The following is a 16,237-nucleotide window of genomic DNA, read 5'->3' on the forward strand; positions in this document are numbered from 1 at the left end:
CCCTTATCGTGACTAAAGTGGTAATTTAATGCCAACTGTGGTTCCTGATCTAGGACTACTCGTAATAAAAATTCCATATTCAGATCCGAATAAATGCTTGATTCGTTTATGAACATTCATGATTCCGATATGATTCACAGTATACTCAGTAGATTCATTATGTAAGAGAGTTCTTAATTTCTCTAATTGTTCTCCCTCGATACCAGGTCCAGTATCTGATATCAAGAGTAAAAAAGTGTTCGGATCATGTGATTTAGCCCGAATTGTAATATTTGTATGCCCCGTTTGTGGCTCTAATCCATGAACAATGCAATTCTCCAAGAGGGGTTGAAGTGTGAATTTTGCAATCTTCTTCTCTAGCCATTCATCAGGAATGTCAAATTGATAGGTTAACTTTTCTTCAAAACGGTATTTTTGAATCCTTAAATATTTTTCACTTACTTGCAATTCTTGTTTGATCGTTACGATGGCCGCTTCTTCTTTAATGTTGTAGCGCAGCAACTGGGCGAGTGATTCTGCCATCGTTGAGATATCATCCATATCTCGTTCCAATGCCATACCTCTTATCGTATCTAATGAATTATAGAAAAAATGTGGATTGATTTGCGCTTGAAGCATTCTCAGTTCTGTTTCCTTCTGTCTTAGATTCATTTCAACTTCTTTCAGTTTAGAGGTATACACCTCTTTCATTAGGGTATCCAATCTCTCGACCATATGATTAAATCCATGTGTTAACATTCCAATCTCATCTTTCGACACAACTGGTACTTTTCCAGTGAAATCCCCTACCTCCACTTTTCTAATGAAGTGTTGTAATCGCTTTAAAGGATTAATTAAACTTGTAGCGAGTCCAATACTCATTAAACAGGCGATGATGATAAAGACAACAGATGTAATAAAAAGAGTCGTTCGAATCGAATTTGCGCCACTCATCAATTCTGAATAGGGAATGGATGTGACAAAGTGCCAATCAAGCTTGTCACTTTCACTCCAAGTAAGAAAAAAATTCTCTTGTTTATTCAGTAGGTAATGATCGGGTGAAACTAAATTTCGCTCAGATGGTGCTGCACGCTTTCCAATCATCGCATTATTTGGGTGGTATACATACCGCCCATCGTCATCTAGAATATAGTGATAGCCAGAGTGTCCAGGACTCACTCTATTTACGACTTCATGCATTCTCTTATAATTAATATCTAAAATCAACATGCCAAATGGTTGCAGGGTTTTGGGGTTTACCAAACGTTTGGCGATGGTAATCACAGGTTGTTCTTTTCTACTTGTTGAATATCCCTTACCCGAGCTTTTGGGGATCCGACGCACAATAATGTGAGCTTGCCCGTTTTTTGGTACATCTTCATACCAATATTCACGTTGTAATGCTAGTAAAGATTGCTTTTGCTCAGTATCTGCCAAATCAATGATCTGAACATCATCGAGGATGATCGTATAGTTGACGATATCCGATCTAGAGTAGGCCGCATTTTTCAGGACTTTACGAACTGCTGGAACCGTTTGGCCATCGAGATGTTGAAACGTTTCGGTTTCTAAGAAACGAATGGTGTCTGGGTGGTTGACAATTTTTAAGGTCTCAATTTCAAAATCTCGCAAATAGCCTTCGACATAAAATTGAATTTGTTCATTAATTTGACGATTATAAACATGTGCTTCTTCTTGGAGTACCTCAGAAAATCGAGTATAGGAAATGAGTGTGTAGATCATCATGGAGAAAATAATTAATAATGCAGAAAATACTGATAATTTAACCGTTAATGATTTATCTCGAAGTAAAATCGTTCGATAAAGAAGACCGATCATGTTGCCCCATTTAGGTTTCAAGTAACCATCCCCACTATTTAAATTAAGTAGGAAAAGAAGAGACTCTCTCATTCGAGACTCTCCTCATTCCTTGCTTAATTATACCATATCAACCTATTATCTGGCTTGATCGATGGCGTCTAGTACTTCATTAAATTCATCACGGTAGTTATCAATAACAGGTTTTACTTTTTCCTGCCATGGAGTCAAATCATCAACCTCGACTACGGTTGCACCTTCATTTTTCACAGCTTCTAATGATTCTTGCTCATACTTATTCCATTCTTCGCGTTGATATTCTACTGAATCAAGTGCCGCTTGTTTAATAATCTCCTGATCTTCTGCAGAAAGACTATCCCAAACCGTTTTAGAGATTAACAACACTTCCGGTACACGTTGATGCCCATCTAAGATATAGTGTGGTGCTACCTCATAGTGCTTCGCTGAATAAAAGCTCGGATGGTTGTTTTCAGCCCCGTCAATTACACCTGTTTGCAAGGAACTGTATACCTCGCCATATGGCATTGGAGTTGCACTTGCACCTAATGCCTCAATCAATTCCATATTAATCTTATTTTGTTGGACGCGAATCTTTAATCCTTCTAAATCGTCAATACTAGTCAGTGGCGACGATGCATAGAAATTTCGTGAACCAGAACTATAATAAGCTAGCCCCCTTAATTGTGAATCTTCCAAGCTCTCTAACATCTTATTTCCCATATCCCCATTTAAGAAATTCCATGTATGTTCATCATTGTCAAAAATATATGGGAGACTGAACACGCCAAAGTCCTTATTAAATTCCGCTAGTGGACCACTACTAACCCTTGTGAATTCAATTGCTCCTAATTGTACCTGTTCAATAACCGCTTTTTCCTCCCCTAACTGAGCAGATGGGAACACCTCAATTTTAATTCGACCATTGCTTCGTTCCTCTACTAATTCTGCAAATTTAATATCTCCTTTTGTCGTAGGATAATCTGCTGGGTGTGTTTCAGCTAGTCTAAATGAATACGTTTTTCCTTCATCATTTGACTTTTTACCATCTCCTTCTTTCGTATCAGAATCGGTCTTGTTTGACCCACCACCTGAGCAAGCTGCAAGAACCATCATCAAAACAAACAGCAATGCAAACAACCCTGTAGACCTTTTGTTCTTCAACAATTGTACTTCCCCCTTGTTTCCTATAATTTTGATTTGTCATGAAACTATGAAACGCATAAAATGCGAATCTACCAATTAAGAGTTGATTAAGTTTGGCAACCACATGCTAATACTTGGGATATACGTCACAATCAACAAGACAGCAACTAATACAAAGTAGAAAGGAAATAACGCCTTAGATCCTCTTTCAATACTAACCTTCCCGATCGCTGCTCCAACAAATAAAACCGTTCCAACAGGTGGTGTGATCAAACCAATTCCTAAATTCATGATCATAATGATTCCAAAATGAACAGGGTCAACTCCCATTGCTGTCACAATTGGAAACAGGATTGGTGTCATGATCAAAATCAATGGTGCCATATCCATTGGTGAACCAAGAATTAATAATAGAATATTGATGATTAACAAGATGATGAGCGGGTTATCTGAAATCGTTAATAGTGTATCTGCTAGTAAGTGTGGAATTTTTAAATAAGTTAAAATCCAAGCAAATGCTGCAGATGATGCAATTAAGAATAAGACCATTGAAACAGTACGAAATGCTTTTATAAAAATAATCTTCGTATGTTTAAGTGGTAAATCCTTATAAACAAAGAAAGTTATCATATAGGCATAAATACAAGCAATAGCTCCTGATTCTGTCGGTGTAAATAATCCTGAAAAAATTCCACCAAGAATGATTACACCCGTTAACAAGGATAGAAACCCATCTCGAATGATTTTTGGGGCGTCCCTTAATGGAATTCGTTCCCCCTTCTCATAGCCACGCTTTTTCGCTATAAAAAATGTTGCAAGCAATAATCCAGTTAACATCACCAAACAAGGAATAATCCCTGCTAAAAATAAACTTGAGATGGACACCCCACCCGCTGCTACAGCATAGAGAATCATATTATAGCTTGGTGGCATGACTGTTCCCTGAATCGCAGCAGCAGACGTAACAGCAACAGAGAACTCTGGATCATATCCTTTTTTCTTCATCGAAGGAATCATGACCGATCCAACCGAAGCAACATCAGCTGCTGCGGAACCACTGATATTTCCAAATAGCATACATGCGATACAATTCACCATCGCAAGGCCACCCCTAATGGCACCGACAAACAATTGTGCGAAGTTAACTAATCTTAGGGCAAGACCGCCCTCACTCATAATCAGCCCCGCTAAAATGAAGAACGGAATCGCTAATAACCCATATGAATTGACACCTTGCACGATTTGTTGGCCTATGACCTCAAGTGGAATATTTAAATAAATCGCTGTTATAAGTGATGATATGGCTAAAACTACAGCAACAGGGAAACGCAAGAGGAGGAGAACTACAAAACTTCCGATTAGAATGATTCCACCTAACGTCATCTCTCCACGACCTCCTCATCTAAATATCGGTGCCTTACCGTATCGACTCCAAAGAACTCTAAAGTAGAATACACACAGATCAGAATGCCAGTAATGGGCATGATGATATACATGACACTAACAGGCCATCCTGTGGCAGCAAGCGTGTTTGCGTGCATCGCAACGGAGAATTTCCAACCATACACAATAAAATATAACCCCAATAAAAACGTAGAAGCAGAAATGATTCTATCTAGCACTTTGTTCCATGATTTTGGAAATAGATTTGTAAAGGCACTCATGGCTAGATGTATTTTTTCACGAAGCCCAATCGCAATTCCTAAAAATGAAAACCAAATGAGTAACAAGATCGTGATTTCTTCAGACCAGAAAAAGACTATATTAAAGATTTTCCGAGTGGCAACTTGTAAGGAAACGATCAGTGTCATGGCCATTAGCATGTAAATAGCCATTGATTCTATAAAGGAGTCCACCTTTAAAAACACCGTTTTTATCTTCTCCTTCAAACAATTCACTTCCTTTCTAAATGAATTTCCAATAAATTGTAAGCGATTACATAATTCTTTTGAAAATAGAGGGACATGTAAGGAACGTCCCTTTCTCATACAGATTCGTTCTTAACAAATTCCTTTATCGATTCAACTTCAACACTGGCCATAATAAATGTGCCAATTCCTTTAAAATCGTTGGTAGCAATAGGTTCGCTTACATAATAGTCAAATGACCCATCACGATTGTTCGTGATTCCTAGCCCTGCTGTTTTACAAGTACTATGAAGATTGACGAGCCCATCCTCACTCACCTCAATGAATGTATCAAGGACTCCTTGATACCCACGTTTTAACGCAGGAAGTAGACTTTCAGGTAAATAGCCTTTTTGTATTCCTTTTGCCAAGGCGTAGATGTACATGTGTGTGGAGGAGGATTCCAGATAGTTTCCTTCCCTGTTCCCTTGATCGACAATTTGGTACCAGACGCCAGATAGTGGATCTTGATAGTTTACGATAGATGTAAGTATTCCATTAAGAATCTCAATTAAATGTTCCCTATTGGGGTGTTCCGTTGGAAGATAATCAAGAATATCTACGATTCCAACACAATACCATCCTTGAGCACGCCCCCAAAAACTTGGTGATCGTCCTGTTTGTGGATCTGCCCAGATTTGTTCTTTTTTCTCATCCCATCCATGATAGAAGAGGCCTGTCTCTGAATCCCGTGTATGCTTTGCGAGTAATGTAACTTGCCTAACCACATCATCAAGAATTTCTGGTTCATAGAAGGTTTTTCCGTATTGTGCATAAAAAGGGGATGCCATGTAGATTCCATCTAAGAAACTCTGATATGGAAAAATCTGCTTATGCCATAGAAGCCCCTCACTTGTTCGCGGATGCGTTTTAAATTGATTTCGTAAAGTAGTGACTGCTCTCCGGTAGCGTTCATCACCTGTCTGATCATACAACGTAAATAAAATCCTGCCAGTATTGATATGGTCGACACTATAATCTTCCAGTTGATATCCCGCAATCTCACCATCTTCATTAATTCGCGGCTTAATACTGGATTCAAGGTAATCAATATACTTCTGATCGTTTGTTTTACGCCACACATCTTCAATCGACTTTAACACCACACCATATTCATGATCCCACTTATCTGACAGATTGGGATATCGTTGCAACACGGAATCAGCCATGCGGACCGACCAAGCTCTCGTCTCAGACATCGCAATACTCCTCCCCTTCTTATTGGACTAACCTTGGTTTAATGATACACAAAATTCAGATAACTATAAATACGACTAATTTGTCATATGTTTGTAATTTATTGTTCTCGAGGAGCTAGTAGATGCAAGTAACTCACTTTTTCATCTGATGTATGGAGAGGAACGATCACCAGCAAAAAGATTTTGAAAAAAGATAAACAGGTCACAATAGAAGGTCGTATCTATATGAAATAAAGCAGCTCATCCTTTTAAAGGAACTGAGCTGCTTTGCTTGTTTTCTTTTATAAACTATTGCACCTGTTCGTATAATAAATACCTCATACACATTATGTCCGAAATTTTCATCAAGTTTATCTAGTAAAAGCATAATAGATTACATAAAACCAACTAAAAAAGCCATGAATACATGCCCATAAGATTGATTTGTGTAAACTCCAAGATATTGTGATTGCCAATGCTGAACCAAAAGTAATACCCGTTCTAGCTACTGATTTACCTGTATCGTTCATTTTTTTCACCCCTTTTACCGTCGTATTTTCCTTCAAATGCAACACAAAAACTCCCATTGTATTCTCAATTAAACTGCCGCTTTTAGGACAATTTCTTCAACGTAGATATGCAATAATCCTTCTTGGATCATCGCAACCGTTAGTTAATTTAACATCTATTACCTTTATTTAAATTAATAAAGCAGTGTGATTTCCGTCGTGAAATCCACTGCTTCTAAGCTTAACTGTCGCTACCTCAAAAGAGAACGACTTACCCTCAAGGCGCCTCCCTATTTCCCTAGTAATTCTCGTGTCTTTTCCAAAATCTCTTGATCTTTCAAACGAAATTTGAACTCTACTCTTCGAGAAGCATCACCGTTGTAGCTACCGTCTGGATCCGTACGTCCATCTGTAAAAGAACGTCCATTTACCGTAAGCTTCGTTTTTAAATGCTCTTGAATGTTTTTATACGGAAAATCTTTACTTAGAATATATTCCGCCACACGATAGGCCCGCTGTTGGGAGAGCTCTAAATTATACAAATAGGTACCATCTTTGTCAGCGTGCCCTTCAACGATAATTTCAGAAATATACTCCTCATACCCTTCCTCAAGCAACACATCCAGGTAGGCTGGGACAAATTCATTCAAAAAGGTATATGCCTCAGGCTTTAACACGGCAGAGTCATATTCAAATAAAATATCGGTATTAAATATTAACGCACCTGTCTTCTCATCAATCTCAATACTGGAGTCACTAAATGTTTGATTCAAATCCTCAATTAGCCCCACTCGTACCCCCATGATTTGATCGATTGTTCGTTTCATTTCTTGAATTTGAAACGATTTAATGACCATCATGATAATAAAAATGAGGATAAAACACAGCAATACTGATGTTAATAAATCTGTAAAGGAAGGCCAAAATGAACTCTCCTCTTGTTCCCGATGAAACAGCCTTGTGTATTTATTAATCATGGGTGATAACCCTTACCCGACTGTTTTCTTGGGTCGTACTTTGTGCAATCGTCTGAAGTTGTCGATTTAATTGCTGAAATTCCTGACCAATATCTCCTAATGTTTGTTGGAGCTGACGCGCATTTCTTTGGCCCACCTCTCCCGTAATCTCACCAATCTGCTTAAACTCTTTTTTCACAGATTCGTTCATCTCAAGAATATACTCATTTATATTTCTGCTGACTTTATCTAGCTTTTCCCCAAGCGTACCTTCGAGGTTTGTCACGTATTTCGAGAGCGTATCCCGTAATGCATTTACACTTGCTTCTATTTGGTTTTCTTTATATTGAAATGAATCTGTCATTTGGGTGACCGTACGATTAATTTCAGTTAATAGCTTCATATACTTCATACCAACCTGTTCATTCGAACGCGAAGCTTCACTTAAATAGCTTTCAATCGCTTGAGCATTTGTCAAATGCACTTGCAAATGAGAATTAAATTCATGAGTAAACTGTGTCAATTCATCAAAACGATAGGTTAGCAGATTTTTATACTCACTTTGTGCCTTATTGATCGTATCGAATGCTTGAGGTAAGCGTCCAATCGAGTTTCCTAGCGACTTAAAATCATTTTTAACATCCCTTAATGAAGAAATAATATCGGTTAACTTTGTACTCACATCTGTTCCAAACACACGCTCAAACTGAAGATTATTTTCCTTCATGAGTTTGAGATAATGGTCACTTTGTTCATTCAGTCTATCAAAGGCACCATAGATCGATTCCTGCCTTTGTGCAATTGAAGAAAAATACTCCCTGATGTCTACGACAGATTGTTGAAAATGGTTCATCGTTTCCTTTTGGTCTGTTGTAAGTTCTGCTATCTTTTTATATGTTTCTGTAAAAGCATTTTTCATCTTTTCATTACGCTGATCCATGTTTTCAAAATACGTAAACATTTGCCCAAAGTTCTGATTCAATTTTTTCACACCTTGATCAAAGCCTTCCGTCAATTCCTGTACGCCATGAAAAATAGCCGAGAACTGCTTAAGATTTTCCGTGAGCCCCTCATTAAATTTTGCTAAATCTTTTGCCGATTGCTGCAACCCAACTGTATACTCCTGGAACCCCTTAAAAGAATTCACAATACTTTGAAGCGATTCTTGGTTTGTATCACGCAATTCAAGAATAGAAGAATTAATGGTTTCAGAAACAGCGATGAGGCGACTCATCCCATCCTGTTCATTCCCCTCGAGAATCGACTCTGTTTTCAACATGATATCCGTTAACATATATTCAGTATTGGCAACCCTCGTGACGATGGTCATAATTAATGACAGCCCCATCCCTGCAATACTCGTATAAAAGGCTACATCAATCCCTGCAAGTACCAGTGCCACATTTTCCACTAGTTGGTCACCTGACACATCAATGCTACCAAGTGACATCGCAAGACCGATAAATGTCCCAAGAACTCCAATTAAAATAAATATCGAGACAGTCATTTGCACAAGTTTAATGAGATTAACGACAGGGACTTGAAACACTCGCCAGCCAGAAATCTTATTTTGAACAAATGTCTCCACCTTCACCGATTCCTTTTGATTCATTTGTTCAAAGTCCATCTTTATTTTATTGAGGGGGTCAATCTCTAATGAATTCGTATCTCGAATAAAATTCCGAATCGTTCTTAATTTGCTGTACAATGTAAAATGTGCAAAAATCGCGACTACAAACCCTGCAAATAACGCCATAAAAATTAATTCAACCAACGGACTCGTCAACACAGCCTCTGCTTGCTGTTCACTTACAAATAACCTCAATATCGCTTCAACCATTCTCTTCGCTCCCTTCCATGCACGTCCATAACAAGACTTGTTAAAAGTTATTCGAAACATGGACAAATCATGCATGGTAATAACAGATGGGACAAGCCGTTTTTTCGTATCAAAGCCATTTGAATTATCCGAAATAATCTGTATAATAACACTATAGTGAACAAAAGTTATGTATAATGTATTTATTAACTAAAATTGAGGTGGACTCTATGTTAGACGTGAAGAGATTACGAAATGATTTAGAGGGCGTCAAAGAAGCACTAGCAAACCGTGGTGAGCAACTGAATGAGATTGACAAATTTGTCGAACTAGATGTAAAAAGAAGAGAGCTAATTGTAAAAAGTGAAAGTCTTAAAGAACAGAAAAACAGAGTATCTGAACAAATTGCTTTGTTAAACCGTGATAAGCAAGATACATCTACATTGATTACAGAAATGAAACAAGTATCAAGTCAAATCAAAGAGTTCGACCAAAAGCTTCGTGAGATTGAAACGGAAATCGACCAAATTATGTACGCAATCCCGAACATTCCACATAAAAGCGTGCCCAAAGGGTTAACTGAAGAAGACAATGTTCCCGTGCGTCACTGGGGATCAAAGCAAGAGTTCACGTTTGATCCAAAGCCACATTGGGATATTGCACATGAGTTAGGCATCCTAGATTTTGAATCTGCAGCCAAAGTAACGGGCAGTCGTTTTGTCTTTTACAAAGGATTAGGGGCACGTTTGGAACGCGCATTAAGCAGTTTTATGATTGATTTACATATCGAGGAACATGGATATGAAGAAGTCATTCCACCCTATATTGTAAACAGGGACAGCCTGACAGCCACTGGTCAACTTCCTAAATTCGAAGAAGATTTATTTAAAATAGCAGAAAAAGAATATTTCCTCATTCCAACAGCTGAGGTGCCTTTAATCAATATTCATCGAGATGATATCTTAACGAATGAACAATTACCGATCAATTATGTAGGGTATAGTGCTTGCTTCCGTTCTGAAGCTGGTTCAGCTGGAAGAGATACAAGAGGACTCATCAGGCAACACCAATTCAATAAAGTGGAATTAGTCAAAATCGTAAGACCTGAAGATTCGTATGATGAATTAGAAAAACTGACAAATCAAGCAGAAAAAGTCCTTCAGTTACTTGGGCTCCCTTATCAAGTACTAAACATGTGTGCAGGAGATCTAGGTTTTACTGCAACAAAGAAATATGATGTGGAGGTTTGGATGCCAAGTTCGCAGACATACCGTGAGATTTCTTCTTGTAGTAATTTAGAAGATTTCCAAGCACGTCGAGCAAATATGCGCTTCCGTCGCGATAAAAATGGGAAACTCGAATTCCCTCATACCTTAAACGGTTCAGGATTGGCAATTGGTCGAACTGTAGCGGCAATACTAGAAAATTACCAACAAGAAGATGGCAGTGTCATCATTCCAGAAGCTCTTCGACCATATATGAGGGGCATTGATAGATTAACGAAAAAATAAAAAGGAGGCTAATTATGTGAACCTAGGAGAAAAATTAAAAGAAATACGCAAAAACAAACGATTAACAATTGCTGATTTAGCGCAAAAAACAGGGTTATCCAATGGGTATTTAAGCAATGTTGAACGAAATCTAAACAGTCCTACAATTGAATCATTACGAAAAATAGTGGATGCCCTCTCCATTTCACTTGTCGATTTATTCCAAGAGGAGGAAGAAGTAACAGATGTGGTTCGTAAAGATGAGCGTGTTACTATCGTAAGATCAGATGATAATTCCATTATTTACGAACTTCTCTCTCCAACCAATAAAAAATCAATGGAAGCGATGTTACTCAGGGTACAACCAGGAGCGAATTCAGGAGAATTTCCACATAGCCACAAAGGGGAAGACTTCGGCTATATCATTAGTGGGAAAATCAAGTATACCGTCGGAGAAAACTCCTATATTTTAGAGGAAGGTGACTCAATCTACTTTGATTCTACCATCCCACACCATTATGAAAACATCGGTGACACCGAATGTGTGAGTTTATGGGTTGTGACACCCCCATCCTTCTAACGACAACAAAAAACTAAAATTAGAAACAAAGATTGGTTCCTACCCAATCGAATGGCAAGCAAATACACAGATGAAAATGTTTGTCTATTACACCGCTAATTGGCGGTGTTTTTTTGATCACTCAATCCTTAAATAGAACTATTGTCTCTGATACTTTTTAATCTAAACAACTACATTAAAACGGATCATCTTCCCCCCTTTTGTGTATCGTTCTTTAACCTCTTACACGTTCAATCATCTCTCTCCTAATTTTTTATTCTGATTCAACCTTTACTTTCGCCAATCCTGTCAGGTCGGTTCTCCTTTTTACATAACCTGTATCACAACAACGATAAACAAATAAATCAAAACCTTTCAATATGATTCATAATTCTCTACTTTTTTGGAAACATATAAAATAATAATACTGTGCAAGAGGTGTATCATGACAAATCCAATTGAGTCTGTACTTGCAATGCTGAAGGAATTTATTGATGAAGAGCCAAAGCCGCCTTTACATGTTGGTGAAGTAATGGAATTATGGACAGCTTATACAGCATTCAATGAAGCACATGTGCTTTACCAAGTTGGACTAAATTCGACTACCGATAAAGATTTAAGAGATGCCTTACAGTCGGCATACGATTCTAGTCAAGCAGACACTAAAAAAATTGAAAAGTTTTTGTTAGACGAAGGAGTCCCATTACCACCAGTTAGCTCTCCAAAACCAACATCTGAGCCTGATTTTGTCCCAGAAGGTGTAAAATTAACAGAAAGTGAAATCGCTAATCTTGTATCGGTGAAAGTCGCTACATCCATTACCTTTTGTGCCCAAGCCTTGAGCCAAACGATTAGGACGGATGTCGGCATGCTATTTCTTGAAATACAGATGAACTTGATAAAATACGCCGCACCACTAAAAAGACTTATGAAGCAACGAGGTTGGTTAATGATTCCACCAAAATATATACCACCTGGGGCACCAGACAGATGAACTAAATCGTATATCATTCAAAAAGCCAAGTTTCGAGATGTTCCGCTCCGAAATTTGGCTTTCTTACATATACTTCCCTTTGTAAAGTAATCCAAGGTTATACCTTTCTTGAAGAAAAGTTCCGCCTCACCCAACATAAATCCAAGCCCAATTATAAAGGTTGTAAAATTAACAACAACCAATAATTTCGACTTAACCCTTTTCATTAAATAAAGTGCCTTAACGTCAATTAATCTTTGAGATAACCTTTTGTTACAGATTAGTAAACGCATCCTCGAGTTTTATAGTATTCTCCTTTATTTCATTTACGCAAGTTTTTTATACATCACGATATGTAAACCAATCGGTGGATAATCAAATACATCTCCATGTGGCTTGAAACCCAATTTCTCGTAATATTTTTGAACAGTCGTCCTTCCTTTACACCATAGGAAGTCAAAGCCCCGTTCTTTTATGATTTCTTCAGCAAAATGTACCACTGCCCTTCCAGCTCCTATCTTTCGATAATCCTCTAGAGTAGCCATTTGCCTTAAACGATATTGTCTTTCAATTGTAAAATCAGGATTTATATCGATGACAAACGAAGCAACACTAATTAATTTCCCTTGAAAAAACGCACCTACATGAAATGCATCCTTTTCATGGTCTGTGTCATATGTTGATTCCTCAATGCTCTGATTAGGACGCAAAACTATATGCCTAAGATTGTATGTCATTTCTGGTTCAATCAGTCTCACATCTATCATGTTTCTTCCCTCTTTCAATAAAAAAAAGTGCCTTTATTTATAATGAATCAATAACATATGAGTTGAACGGTTATCCTACTTTCTTCGTTGTGGTACTTTGTTTTAAAAGAGATGAGATTGTGCTCAGCTTCTGATAAATTAAAAATAAAAGCCCAATCACAACAGCTACTAAGAATCCCCAATTGCCAACCAAAATTTGTCCAATAATACCAAACATAAGAATACAATAATAGACGGTATGTACTTTTTCATCATTTTCCCCCTTACTATTTTTTGAAGCATCCCATTCATTACTTCAACTACTTATATTCAGAGCTTTTTCTAATTTTACATGTAATGAAACAAATTCATTCTCCGTAACTTCCACTTCTGGCTCTATCCAAGAAAACCCATCATTCAAGAATCGTGGAATAATGTGCATATGGTAGTGCTCCACATCCTTAAAGATTCCATTGTTTTGCATGATCGTTATACCGTCAGTGTTTACTATTTTTTCTAGAGCTGTAGCTACCTGTTGAGATACAAGTATGATTTGTGTCAGGCTGTCTTTGTCAACTTCACTAAATTCCTGATAATGTTTTTTTGGAACAACTAATACATGTCCTTTATTGATAGGGTATTTGTCTAAAAAACAACATACAACATCGTCTTCATAAATGATATAAGCAGCTTTGGATTTAGAAATAATCTCACAAAAAATACAAGTCTCCATCCTACACCTCTCGATCTATTCGTTTTTTGGGACGAAATTGCTCGTAGTACACAAAAATGGTACTTACTTTCATCCTATAAAGATACTATTTTCACGTTAGACTTATCTTCATATACAGCAGTTAATACGGTATGTAACAATTCGAATAAGTCTCTTCCATCACTCGTTTTAAAGTAATTTGCTAAATTTGTAATCTCTTTACTTATATGATCTTTCCATGGTGGCCTTAAATTTAAATCATCGATATCCCAAACGATTTGAGAAGGTAGAAAATCAACCAGTTTATCTCTAATTTCATCTATCTCTTCTATCGCATATGGTATATCTTTACAACAGAGTTCATTGTAGTACAAGTCATTCATTAGTTTGGGATACTGGGTCCCCCAGCCATCTGGTTCCAGATGATAGCTTATTGTTGAAAAGAAAGAATGAAGAAAATCCCCATGCCCTACTTGATAAAAGAAATATTCAAATTGAAAGCCAACCGCCATACTTTCACCTCATTTGTATCACTTCAATAAAGCTAGAATTGAATATTCCTGTTTCTGTCTATTGGTAATCTGTCTTTTTCCGTTATTAAAAACTTGGTAAAGCAAATAGGATTAAAGCGACAAATAACGAAGAGCTTGCCCATGTGATTGCTATTTTTTTCTCAACCTTTACCGAACGATCAACGATTTTATGTACAATTGATAGAATGAGAAGGTTTATAAAAAATAAAAAGTAGTAAGCAACAATGAACATCATCCAAGTGTGTGATGAAATAAAGTCTTCCAGGGGTGTTGCAAAAAACAAGAATACAAATAGAACAAACGATATCATTAACCAAACAAAAAGAATGCTAAACATTTTATTCCAAATCTTATGTTGCATAAACCCTTCTACTTTTTTAGCGTAGTTATAAATCATTTGATTACATATGAAAAGTAGTATTGAGATACCTATAAAGATAATCAACTGCTTTAGTACAACACTTTCAATCCTTATATTTACTTCTCGAAAATAATAATCTGCTATTAATGTTATAAGAATTAATGTCAAAACAGTAACAATTTGCTTGACCGCATAATACTTCACGAGATTTTCACTTCTGATTTAGAACTTTTTAATACATTTTTAAACTTAGACACGATCCAAAGAGATAAAGTCACCGTTATAGCAGACATACTATATTTTAGAAAACTCGCTAATTCCAAACCATTTGTTGAGTAGGGATTCGGTGTATAAATAAATGTTAAAACAACTCCATGAATGACATCAGCCATTCCTACTGAAATGAGTACAACCATAAATAGCTCCATTAATTTTTTCATTCTTCTCCCTCCTTGTAGTATTCTTACGGAACCCAGACATGAAAAGTTTCAATATTCTTTTTTTGATTTGTCTTGTATATCTTCCATTAACCTGCCCCGTATACAAAAAAGGAGTTGCCGTAGCAACCCTGGTAATCTCTTATACCTGTTAGTTGAACAACCAAGAAAATAGTAAATTGGATGATCAATCAAAATAGACAGGTTCTTGTGGATGATGTAAATGTCTAAATGCTAATTGAATTTGGGATTCTGTATTTCTAGCGATAGATAAAGGTGGTAATTCATTCTCTGCGAAAAATTCCACTTCATCTGTTTCAATCCCACTTTTTGGTTGCCCACCTATGATTTCACATTGGATAAACATTTTATAAACATGATATGGAGAAGATGGATGTGGATGGCATTTTTTATCAAGTACTGCTATTAATTTTGTGGCTTTAACATCAAAACCTGATTCCTCTTTGACTTCTTTTACCGCAACTTCGCTAGGAGTCAATCCAATATCTCCCCAACCTCCAGGTAACGCCCAACCTCCTCCATTGTTTTCTTTCACCATTAATATTTTATTACCTCTAAATACTATAGCCCTAATATCAACTTTCGGTGTTGCGTACCCCGTTTCATTTGCAAAAAGTTCTTTAATTTTTCTTGTATCCATGTCTGTATACTCAGTCATAATGTCAACGCTAATAGTTCGTAACAATTCAAATCTTTCCAGATCATACACATCTTTAGAATAGGTTAGCCCTGCCTGTGCTATGGATTGAAGCTGTTTTGCCCATTCTAGCCATTTTGGTTCCAATTGTTTTCACCACCCATTAACTATTACCTAATTTTACCATATACTCATTAAACTAAAAAGTTGATATCAAGAGAAAGCTTCTCTCAACGAAGGATTGTTGAAATAAAATTATGCTTCGCAGGAAGAAAGTATGTAGATCTACGAATGCTGTGGGTACTAAAAAGGACCACTCCTAGTGAGAAAGGCTAGCTAAGTAATCATGCAATAAACATTTGAGGGGTACATCTCATCATCTTCCATTCTCTTCGTTATTTTCACAATTTTGACGAAACATCTTGAACAACTTGTGAA

Annotated in this window: 17 protein-coding genes; 3 read left to right on the top strand and 14 right to left on the bottom strand. The window is 37.0% G+C overall.

Annotated elements, in window-relative coordinates; translation table 11 throughout:
* Positions 1-12 precede the first annotated feature (12 nt).
* The 8 genes from ACWPVE_RS00225 to ACWPVE_RS00260 form a co-directional block, all read right to left on the bottom strand.
* Positions 13-1,890 (bottom strand): cache domain-containing sensor histidine kinase, encoded by a 1,878-nt coding sequence (locus tag ACWPVE_RS00225; protein WP_453989749.1) that lies wholly within the window; start codon positions 1,888-1,890, stop codon positions 13-15.
* A 45-nt stretch (positions 1,891-1,935) separates the two neighbouring features.
* Positions 1,936-2,982 carry a TRAP transporter substrate-binding protein DctP gene (dctP, locus tag ACWPVE_RS00230; RefSeq protein WP_453989751.1) on the bottom strand — a complete coding sequence of 349 codons (1,047 nt, stop codon included), beginning with the start codon at positions 2,980-2,982 and terminating at the stop codon, positions 1,936-1,938.
* A 75-nt stretch (positions 2,983-3,057) separates the two neighbouring features.
* Positions 3,058-4,344 carry a TRAP transporter large permease gene (locus ACWPVE_RS00235; protein ID WP_453989753.1) on the bottom strand — a complete coding sequence of 429 codons (1,287 nt, stop codon included), beginning with the start codon at positions 4,342-4,344 and terminating at the stop codon, positions 3,058-3,060.
* Positions 4,341-4,859, bottom strand: coding sequence for a TRAP transporter small permease (locus tag ACWPVE_RS00240; RefSeq protein ID WP_453990814.1), 519 nt, complete (start codon positions 4,857-4,859; stop codon positions 4,341-4,343). Before ACWPVE_RS00240 ends, ACWPVE_RS00235 begins: the two co-directional genes overlap by 4 nt.
* An 86-nt stretch (positions 4,860-4,945) precedes the next feature.
* A complete protein-coding gene (locus ACWPVE_RS00245) occupies positions 4,946-6,067 on the bottom strand; it encodes a glycoside hydrolase family 88/105 protein (protein ID WP_453989755.1) in 1,122 nt (373 codons plus the stop codon).
* A gap of 350 nt (positions 6,068-6,417) precedes the next feature.
* A complete protein-coding gene (locus tag ACWPVE_RS00250) occupies positions 6,418-6,576 on the bottom strand; it encodes a hypothetical protein (RefSeq protein WP_453989757.1) in 159 nt (52 codons plus the stop codon).
* A 269-nt stretch (positions 6,577-6,845) separates the two neighbouring features.
* On the bottom strand, positions 6,846-7,532 hold the full coding sequence (locus ACWPVE_RS00255; RefSeq protein ID WP_453989759.1) for an OmpA family protein: 687 nt from the start codon (positions 7,530-7,532) through the stop codon (positions 6,846-6,848).
* On the bottom strand, positions 7,525-9,351 hold the full coding sequence (locus ACWPVE_RS00260; protein ID WP_453989761.1) for a MotA/TolQ/ExbB proton channel family protein: 1,827 nt from the start codon (positions 9,349-9,351) through the stop codon (positions 7,525-7,527). The genes ACWPVE_RS00255 and ACWPVE_RS00260 overlap by 8 nt, the downstream gene beginning before the upstream one ends.
* A gap of 209 nt (positions 9,352-9,560) precedes the next feature.
* Here ACWPVE_RS00260 and serS point away from each other — a divergent pair, with 209 nt between their 5' ends.
* The 3 genes from serS to ACWPVE_RS00275 all read left to right on the top strand — a co-directional run bounded on the left by serS (position 9,561) and on the right by ACWPVE_RS00275 (position 12,373).
* Positions 9,561-10,841 carry a serine--tRNA ligase gene (serS, locus tag ACWPVE_RS00265; RefSeq protein WP_453989763.1) on the top strand — a complete coding sequence of 427 codons (1,281 nt, stop codon included), beginning with the start codon at positions 9,561-9,563 and terminating at the stop codon, positions 10,839-10,841.
* Between the two features lie 16 nt (positions 10,842-10,857).
* Positions 10,858-11,400 carry a helix-turn-helix domain-containing protein gene (locus ACWPVE_RS00270; protein ID WP_453989765.1) on the top strand — a complete coding sequence of 181 codons (543 nt, stop codon included), beginning with the start codon at positions 10,858-10,860 and terminating at the stop codon, positions 11,398-11,400.
* 424 nt (positions 11,401-11,824) lie between these two features.
* Positions 11,825-12,373 carry a DUF3231 family protein gene (locus tag ACWPVE_RS00275; protein WP_453989767.1) on the top strand — a complete coding sequence of 183 codons (549 nt, stop codon included), beginning with the start codon at positions 11,825-11,827 and terminating at the stop codon, positions 12,371-12,373.
* Between the two features lie 305 nt (positions 12,374-12,678).
* Here ACWPVE_RS00275 and ACWPVE_RS00280 read toward each other — a convergent pair whose 3' ends face one another.
* The 6 genes from ACWPVE_RS00280 to ACWPVE_RS00305 form a co-directional block, all read right to left on the bottom strand.
* The gene (locus ACWPVE_RS00280; protein WP_453989768.1) at positions 12,679-13,119 is read right to left on the bottom strand and encodes a GNAT family N-acetyltransferase; all 441 of its coding nucleotides are present in this window, start codon (positions 13,117-13,119) and stop codon (positions 12,679-12,681) included.
* A gap of 295 nt (positions 13,120-13,414) precedes the next feature.
* Positions 13,415-13,831, bottom strand: a complete 417-nt coding sequence (locus tag ACWPVE_RS00285; RefSeq protein WP_453989770.1) for an HIT family protein — start codon at positions 13,829-13,831, stop codon at positions 13,415-13,417.
* A gap of 74 nt (positions 13,832-13,905) precedes the next feature.
* Positions 13,906-14,322 (bottom strand): immunity 70 family protein, encoded by a 417-nt coding sequence (locus ACWPVE_RS00290; RefSeq protein ID WP_453989772.1) that lies wholly within the window; start codon positions 14,320-14,322, stop codon positions 13,906-13,908.
* An 85-nt stretch (positions 14,323-14,407) separates the two neighbouring features.
* On the bottom strand, positions 14,408-14,908 hold the full coding sequence (locus ACWPVE_RS00295) for a hypothetical protein (RefSeq protein ID WP_453989774.1): 501 nt from the start codon (positions 14,906-14,908) through the stop codon (positions 14,408-14,410).
* Positions 14,905-15,144, bottom strand: coding sequence for a hypothetical protein (locus ACWPVE_RS00300; RefSeq protein WP_453989776.1), 240 nt, complete (start codon positions 15,142-15,144; stop codon positions 14,905-14,907). Before ACWPVE_RS00300 ends, ACWPVE_RS00295 begins: the two co-directional genes overlap by 4 nt.
* A 184-nt stretch (positions 15,145-15,328) precedes the next feature.
* Positions 15,329-15,946 carry an NUDIX hydrolase gene (locus tag ACWPVE_RS00305; RefSeq protein WP_453989778.1) on the bottom strand — a complete coding sequence of 206 codons (618 nt, stop codon included), beginning with the start codon at positions 15,944-15,946 and terminating at the stop codon, positions 15,329-15,331.
* Positions 15,947-16,237 lie beyond the last annotated feature (291 nt).

The organism is Bacillus nitroreducens, assembly GCF_964021195.1.

Bases quoted from the DNA above. Each gene is read 5' to 3' on its own strand.
- ACWPVE_RS00225 (WP_453989749.1), bottom strand. From the start codon at position 1,890: ATGAGAGAGTCTCTTCTTTTCCTACTTAATTTAAATAGTGGGGATGGT.
- ACWPVE_RS00285 (WP_453989770.1), bottom strand. From the start codon at position 13,831: ATGGAGACTTGTATTTTTTGTGAGATTATTTCTAAATCCAAAGCTGCT.
- ACWPVE_RS00275 (WP_453989767.1), top strand. From the start codon at position 11,825: ATGACAAATCCAATTGAGTCTGTACTTGCAATGCTGAAGGAATTTATT.
- ACWPVE_RS00255 (WP_453989759.1), bottom strand. From the start codon at position 7,532: ATGATTAATAAATACACAAGGCTGTTTCATCGGGAACAAGAGGAGAGT.
- ACWPVE_RS00300 (WP_453989776.1), bottom strand. From the start codon at position 15,144: ATGAAAAAATTAATGGAGCTATTTATGGTTGTACTCATTTCAGTAGGA.
- ACWPVE_RS00245 (WP_453989755.1), bottom strand. From the start codon at position 6,067: ATGTCTGAGACGAGAGCTTGGTCGGTCCGCATGGCTGATTCCGTGTTG.
- ACWPVE_RS00250 (WP_453989757.1), bottom strand. From the start codon at position 6,576: ATGAACGATACAGGTAAATCAGTAGCTAGAACGGGTATTACTTTTGGT.
- ACWPVE_RS00235 (WP_453989753.1), bottom strand. From the start codon at position 4,344: ATGACGTTAGGTGGAATCATTCTAATCGGAAGTTTTGTAGTTCTCCTC.
- ACWPVE_RS00280 (WP_453989768.1), bottom strand. From the start codon at position 13,119: ATGATAGATGTGAGACTGATTGAACCAGAAATGACATACAATCTTAGG.
- serS (WP_453989763.1), top strand. From the start codon at position 9,561: ATGTTAGACGTGAAGAGATTACGAAATGATTTAGAGGGCGTCAAAGAA.
- ACWPVE_RS00260 (WP_453989761.1), bottom strand. From the start codon at position 9,351: ATGGTTGAAGCGATATTGAGGTTATTTGTAAGTGAACAGCAAGCAGAG.
- ACWPVE_RS00290 (WP_453989772.1), bottom strand. From the start codon at position 14,322: ATGGCGGTTGGCTTTCAATTTGAATATTTCTTTTATCAAGTAGGGCAT.